Source organism: Halanaerobium sp. (assembly GCF_003070835.1).
Genome location: NZ_QBLR01000168.1, coordinates 1 through 7,433, shown reverse-complemented (window position 1 = coordinate 7,433; position 7,433 = coordinate 1). Strand labels below are relative to the sequence as shown.

Below are 7,433 nucleotides of genomic sequence, written 5' to 3'. Positions count from 1 at the left end.
TAATAGTGTTATCTAAATAATCAAGGAGGAAGATAATTCCTACCGAAAGCATTAGAGCCAGCAAAACTGCAACTGCCAGGTTGAGCATTAAATTAGGTTTAATCGGATTTTCGGGCAGATAAGCATTGTCGATGACAAAAATATCAGAAGTCTGCATTGCCTGCTGGATATTAATTTCTTCCTTCCTATTTCTTAAAAGTAGATAAATTTCTTCGGCCACATTTTTCTCCCGCTGCAGCCTTAAGAAATTAAGTTCTGCCTGAGGGAACTTATCTAATTCTGCTTCCATTTCAGCCAGCCGCTGATTATAGACTTCAATTCTGGCAGCAGAAGTAACCTGCTGGACTTCAAGCTGAATTATCTGGCTGTTTAAATTCTGATAAAGTGGGTTATTTGTTTCAGTTCTGCCGCTGACTATCTCAGCAGTCTTGTTATTTAAAGCTTTTTCTAAGTTATCAATTCGAGCTTGAACAGCCTTAACTTCTGGATGTTTTGCTGTATATTTTGTTTTTAGCCCCTCTAACTCAGTGTAAAGAGAGGTTAAATTAGATTGAATGGCATTGATTTCTGGGTTGCGGCTGATAGATTCTGAGCTGATAATTTTTTGATCTATCCCTTCTAATTTCTGATTTATTTCAGCTAAGGAAATTTCGGCTTCCTGCTGCATTAATTCTGCTTCAGCCTTTTGGCCCTCTAGTTCTGCGTAACGATCCAGCAGATTTTCTCCCTGAGTTTCGGGCATTAAAAGCTCGTGCTCTTCCCGGTAGGCCAAAAGTTTGTCTTCAAGTTCAGATAAGCGTTTCTGAGTTTTAGCTAACTGTGAATCTATAAAATCGGAGGCTCCTTTAAGTGAAGCCTGGTTTAATTCCCTGGTTTCCTGCTGCATATTTTCGACAACAGAATTGGCTATTTTTTGAGCCAGTTCAGGGTCGTGGTAATTGACCTGGACCGTGATTAAGTCAGTATCCTGACCGGCCTGAATCGAAATGTTCTGCCGTAAAGCACCGGCAGGAATATATTCTCCTTCTTCATTTTTTAAATCTACATCCCTAATTACCTGCTCCATAATGCGGCGGCTGGTAAAAATCCTGCTGTAGGTATTGATTAATTTATCATTTTTACCGACAAAAGAAAGTTCCTCACTGAAGAGATTTTCCGGACCACTTTCCGTCTGAACCATCAGCATAGTTGAGGTTTGATAAATGCGCTGCATCTGAGAAGTTATAAAAAAGGAGGCGATTAGAGCTGCAAACATTAGGGCGATAATCAGCCATTTTTTATACCAGAGCATCATTATATATTCTTTAAGTTCTTTTTCATTTCGGTTTTGAACTATGTATTTGCTGTCTGAATTCATATTTTCTCCCCTTACCAACCAAAGAAGTCTTTAATTTTATTGAACCCACCAAACATAAAGAAGACTCTGGTCCAATCCACTGAATCATCTTCACCAAGCATAACTAAGTCTCCTGGCTGCAATTTTGGATTTGCAGTGAGTTCATCTTCTTCAAAGAATTTTTGCATATTAATTTCTTGAATTTCATTGTTATTACGGACCAACCTAATTTTTTCTAAATTAGCTCGATCTTTAGTATTACCGGCTCGAGCTATTAAATTAGCCAGCCTCATATTTTCGTTCCACTCATAACTGCCTGGACGGGCAATTTCACCTAAGATAGTTACTTCCTCTAAAGCAGAGGGAATATAGATGGAATCTCCATCCTGAACAATTGGATTGGCCTTCTTCTTGGCAGCCAGTGTATCTTCTACGTCAAATTCTATAGGTTTGTCATTTGAAATTAAGCGGATCTTTTCGCCTGCATTTTCTGTTAAACTTCCAGCTTGAGCTAAAAAGTCATTTAAGCGGATTTCTTTATCGTAACTTAATTCATACTGACCAGGAGCCTTAACTTCCCCCTGAATAGAAGCGGTTAACCTTTCTTGTTCGGGTACAAAAATCTGATCCCCATTCTGCAGCTGATAATTATCTTCTAAATTATTACCTCTGAGGAGTTCCTTTAAATTAACATTCAGTTTTTTACCCTGGCGCTGCAGAACTGCAGCTTCAGCTTCAGCATTTTCGGTAATACCACCGGCTAAAGAAATAACATCCAGAACCTGGTTGTCAGCTCTGATTTCATAGCTGCCTTCCTGGCGTACTTCTCCCATCACCGTTACCCTTAGTTTTCTGTAGGAGATTAGATTAACACTAACTTCGGGATTAATTATGTATTCACTGAGAGCCTCCTGCAGCTCAGTTCTAATTTCAGCTGTTGTTTTGCCCTCAGCTTTAATTGAGCCGACTAAGGGGTAAGAAATTCTTCCATCTGGATCGATTATTGTTTCTTTGCTTAAATCCTGATGTCCCCAGACTGAGATATTGATCCGGTCCCCAACGTTTAGCTTATACTGTTGGGCTATAATTGGGGCTGTAATAAAAAATAATAAAATTGCTGTAATTAAGATGATTCTTCTTTTCAAAAAGCTTCCTCCTCCACTTAAATATTTTTACTGCTGCTAAAAAAAGAAAAGAACTTTTTCAGAATTGATTTTTCTTCTCTTTTAATTTCAAATTTTTCAAGTTCATGATTTTTAGTAACTGCTTCAGCATTTTTAAGAAAAATTTCTCTGCTGCCCGGTTTTAAGCTTTCTGCTATTTTTAGCCCCTGATCCAGGCTAAAGGTTCTTTTTTTAATTCCATGAGTGTCAGAAGCCATCAGCTGTGGCAGACCAAGTTCTAAGATTTTTTCTGCTGTTTCTTTGGTTTTGCTGCCGTGCTCACTAATAAAAGAGGAGCTGTTGAGCATTAAATTCAGTCCATATTCCTCAACCCACTGGTAAAGCAGGGTAAAGTCGGCCTGAATGTAGGGATATCGTTCCGGGTGGGCAATTATAATCTGATAACCCATTGCTTTTAAGTCATGGATTAAATCGGGAAAGTAATCTGGATAAGAATTAAGATAAGTCTCTAATAATATATAGTCAGTTTCGTTTATTGTCAGAAGCTGATCTCTATAAAATAATTCTGCTGTTTTGCGGTCGATTAAAATCTCAGAACCGCTTAGAATTTCAATCTCCAGTCCGGCTGATTTTGCCTGCTGGCGCAGCTGCTGCAGTTTCTCTAAAATAAACACCTTATAATTATCTATTTCATAGAGTGGATAATGAGAGGTAGCAGCAACCTTTTTTACTCCCTTAGCTTCCATATCTTTAAGTACTGCCAGGGATTCTTCAGCTGCAGCAGCTCCATCATCAACTTCTGTTAGAATATGTGAATGTAGGTCAATCATTATTATCACCATATTTTCTTAAATATCAGTACTTATTATAGCATAACTATAAATAGTTAACAAGATATGGCAGAGATTGATTTTAATATTTTTGGATAATCGGCTGCTAACTTTTGGAAAATTAAAAAAATAGTTCTTTAATTGCTGAAATAATTGCAAAAAACTATATAATTAAGTATAATATAATTGTGTAATTTAGAAAAGATTAGCAAATTTCATTTAATTTACTAAAAATATTTTTTAAAGTTTATTTCTTCTATCTGAACATCTGCTTTTGATTTCGTCTGTCAGGGATTTTTAATTATCAGCTAACTAGGGGAATAATTTATGAAAAAAACTATAGTTATATTACTCAGCTTAATTCTAATAATTTTTACAGCTTCTGCGGCGGCCGCTCCTACTGAGAACCTGAAGAGAAAAGAAACAGAAGGTTGGTGGCTGCCTCACACTGGTACTTTTAACGGCCACTGGGATTTAGGGATGGGAGCCCATTTTTGGGATGACCATTTTAATTTACGTAATCTGCAGCTTCGGACCAATGTTGATCTGGCACCTGGACTGCGTCTTAATTCTATTCTGCGTTCAAATGAAAAGATTGACACTCTGTCGGGTTTTGACCCCAATTTTGATGAACTTTATCTGGAAGGATATGCGTTTCACAACAGTGAGCTTGGCAGGTTGAGCCTCAGCTTAAAAACCGGTAGAATTCGCTATCTTCGTTTTCCAGAACCAGATTTAATTTCCTATTTTGATCATGTACCGGGAACTGAAGATCTGCGTTTCGAGGATGCAGAAACCGGCTATAATGGGCAGATACTGACCCTTGATTATGAAACTAAAGCCGGTTTGGGCTATCATGCTGCCGGTATTAACTGGGATTATGGAGACCGAGATGGCAGCAACTGGATCGAAAACTATTTCTATTATCGAGATAGCTGGAAGTTTTTAGACTTTGAAGCCAGAGCTGGTAAACTGGCTCTCCGCCACTCTGCCGGAGAATATACGGGAAGCGGCAGCCATTTAGGCTGCAGTGGAGACGGCTATAATATTTATCTAGGTGGAAACTGGCACGGCTACAGGGCAGGTTTCTTATACGAAGAAATAGAGAACGAGCGGGAAAATGAAACTGACCGCCGCACCGGTTTTATGGTAGAGTTTGCTTTTTCAGATGTTACAGAACTGCTGGGTAAACTGCGCTTTGATTATACCCGAAGCCCGGAAGGTTTTGTAGCTCATATTCCGCTGGCTTCAGGTGATTTTGGTTACCTTGAGCAAAAACCAGAGGGGACAGAACTGGTAGGAGAAATTAAAGCTGAAAGGATAATGACCTACTGGCAGAACGGTCAGGCCAGAAATTTCTATGAACACCGAATTTCTAAATGGGGAATCACAGATCCCAGTCAGGCTGAAGTTGTAATGAAAGTTGAGCCCTGGTATCTGCAGGTCGAAGCCTTAGTCAGCCCCCACAGCTTGCCCACCAACTGGGATGAAGCAAAAGAGTGGGAATCCGACCGCCAGGGACCAGCTCAGCTAAAACAGCCTGTTACCTATAAGTTTTATCAGTAAATTTTTCTGAAAATAATTTCTTAGAACGTTAGTGTAAAATAAAAGAAAGGAGTAAGACCCTTGGAACTTGATTTAAGAATATTACAAAATGAATCTTAATTCAAGAATTTATAAAAAAGTTTTTAGAATTATCTGTAAACAAGCTTAAAAAGAGCTGAATGGATGGAGAATACATACTTCAAATAAAAATTAGATTTTTGGATAAATGTCATTTAAATAAGAAATTCTTTAAAAAACTTGGTAATTCAGAATTGGTACCTAAACTACTGGATAATATAGAAGAAAATAATATAGATAAAGTATTAGCTAACAGGTTTGAAAAAAGAGGTATGAGGTGGTCTAGAAAAGGAGCAAGAAACTTAGCAAAGATAATAATAGCAGATAGAAATAACACTTTAGAAAAGCATTTAAATAAAATCAGCTGGGAGTTTAAAACAGATGATCTAAGAAAGGCATATAATAATGTCTAGAAAAAGTATTTAAAATCAAAATATGAAGTGCTATGAGCAACAATGCCCGCTCTAAAAGGACCAAAATCAGGTCAGGACTGGGTTAAAGGACTAAAAAATATATCAGCTGATATTAACTAAAATTTAAGCTTGAAAAATGATTATCAGTAAAGAAAATATAGGATTATGTCTTTGTGAGGAAAAGTCTCCCACAAATGCTTCACACAAACTTGTTTAAAAAATTATTTGACAAATCAAAATAATTAGTATATAATTTTATCAGATGTAATCGAATACATTACAGTAATTAAATAAATACTAAAGCATAGGAATGATTTTATGACAACGATGAAAGATGTTGCAGAACTTGCAAATGTATCAGATGCTACAGTCTCTAGAGTGTTTTCTAATCCTGATGCTGTAAGTAACAAAACAAAAAAGAAAGTTTTAGCTGCTGCAGACGAACTAAATTATGAGTTGAATGTATTAGCTAGAAATCTGAGAACAATGAAAACAGAGATAATAATGGTTATTTTACCAGATATAAGTAATCCCTTTTTTTCTAAAATTGTGCGAGGAATAGAATCTGTGGCGATGAAAAATGGTTATAAGATATTATTGGGAGATACAAAAAATGATTTGAGTTTAGAGAAAGAGTATTTAAAAAATTTGGATCAAAAATATGCAGATGGGGTAATATCTTTAACTGCACGGATAGATTCGGAATTAATAAGAGAAATTTCAGAAAAGTATAATATGGTGCTGGCTTGTGAATATATTGATGAAGAAAGTGTACCAACTGTTTCTATTGATAATGTTGAAGGAGCTTATAAAGCAACAGAGCATTTAATAAAACTGGGTCATGAAAGAATTGCACATATTTCAGGTCCTAAAGATGTAATTTTAAGTCAAGACAGATTAAAAGGATATAAAAAGGCGCTTCATGATCATAATTTAAAAGTTTATGATGATTTAATTAATACAGGTGATTTTAGCTATAAATCAGGTTATAGAAATATGTCAAGACTACTTAAATTAGATAAACCACCTACAGCAATTTTTGCTGACAGTGATCAGATGGCAATTGGAGCTATTAAAGCTATTAAAAGTAATGGATTAAAAGTACCTGATGATCTCGCATTGGTCGGATTTGATAATATTGAAATAGCTTCTATTTATGAGCCATCTCTTACTACAATATGTCAGCCAATGTATCAAATTGGTGTAAAAGCTATGCAATTATTACTTGATATATTAGAAAAAAAAGAACTTGAAAATAATAAAATAAAATTGGAAAGCAAATTGATTATTAGGGATTCTTGCGGATATAAAAATATTTAAATGAAGGAGGTGTTTTATGCAGTCTTTAGAGCAGAAAATTAATTCTATATTAGAAGCTAAGAATGATGTTCATCATATTTTTAAGGAAGTAATTTCTAAAAAATCAATTTTTACTGAAAAAGAAGATATAATAGATCTAATTTTTATAAAAAGAGAACATCTAAATGAGAGAGATATTGAATCGTCAGTATATAAATCGGCTAAATTACTAGTAGCTACAACCCACGGGATAATTTTTTTAGAAGAAGGTTTTAAAGAAATTACTGATAATTATTTAGGATACAGGATTAAACATTTATATTATGACAAAATCAGCAGTATAGAATTAGACATTTGCCTTTTGGAAGGACAATTTAAAATAATTACTGATTCATCAGAAGATCCAGTAGTCAAAGTAAAATTTAATTCATCAAATTATTACGAACCCTTCGAGAATTTTGTTGATCAGATTCGAAAACAAAGATTTAACTTTAAAAATTATGAAAATAGTTTGACAAATCAAAATAAATAGTATATACTTTTGTTAGATGTAATCGAATACATCTATAATTATATATTACTACTAAATTGAATACTAGAAAAAAATTTTATTAATATATGTAATGGATTACAAATAACTAAAGATTTTCGCGGATTATTTAAGCTTTTATATTAAATTAAATTAAAAATATATAGATTTAAAAATTCATAAAGTATTAAAAATAAAAGACCTGAAAGGAGATGATTATAAAATTTAACTATATAAATAGGTTGTATAATTAATGTTGTGAAGAAAAAAATGTAAATT

The 7,433-nt window shown here is 34.7% G+C and carries 7 protein-coding genes; 4 read left to right on the top strand and 3 right to left on the bottom strand.

The features are described from left to right. The 3 genes from CI949_RS14225 to CI949_RS14215 all read right to left on the bottom strand — a co-directional run. Positions 1 to 1,357, bottom strand: a 1,357-nt coding sequence (locus tag CI949_RS14225; protein WP_290767496.1) for a GNVR domain-containing protein, incomplete at its 3' end; no start/stop codon positions are given. Positions 1,358 to 1,368: 11 nt separating this feature from the next. After that, positions 1,369 to 2,481: a polysaccharide biosynthesis/export family protein gene (locus CI949_RS14220; RefSeq protein ID WP_110301155.1), complete on the bottom strand. Its 1,113-nt coding sequence runs from the start codon at positions 2,479 to 2,481 to the stop codon at positions 1,369 to 1,371. A gap of 17 nt (positions 2,482 to 2,498) precedes the next feature. Continuing rightward, entirely contained in the window at positions 2,499 to 3,290 is a 792-nt protein-coding gene (locus CI949_RS14215; protein WP_110301154.1) for a tyrosine-protein phosphatase, read from the bottom strand. Between the two features lie 327 nt (positions 3,291 to 3,617). Between CI949_RS14215 and CI949_RS14210 the strand changes: the two genes are divergently transcribed. The 4 genes from CI949_RS14210 to CI949_RS14195 all read left to right on the top strand — a co-directional run bounded on the left by CI949_RS14210 (position 3,618) and on the right by CI949_RS14195 (position 7,157). Continuing rightward, the gene (locus CI949_RS14210) at positions 3,618 to 4,856 is read left to right on the top strand and encodes a hypothetical protein (protein WP_089723059.1); all 1,239 of its coding nucleotides are present in this window, start codon (positions 3,618 to 3,620) and stop codon (positions 4,854 to 4,856) included. A 158-nt stretch (positions 4,857 to 5,014) separates the two neighbouring features. Further along, positions 5,015 to 5,326 (top strand): hypothetical protein, encoded by a 312-nt coding sequence (locus CI949_RS14205; protein WP_089723060.1) that lies wholly within the window; start codon positions 5,015 to 5,017, stop codon positions 5,324 to 5,326. A gap of 318 nt (positions 5,327 to 5,644) precedes the next feature. Next, complete coding sequence (locus CI949_RS14200; protein ID WP_089723061.1) at positions 5,645 to 6,646, top strand: LacI family DNA-binding transcriptional regulator; 1,002 nt, start codon at positions 5,645 to 5,647, stop codon at positions 6,644 to 6,646. 16 nt (positions 6,647 to 6,662) lie between these two features. Further along, entirely contained in the window at positions 6,663 to 7,157 is a 495-nt protein-coding gene (locus CI949_RS14195) for a hypothetical protein (protein WP_089723062.1), read from the top strand. Positions 7,158 to 7,433 lie beyond the last annotated feature (276 nt).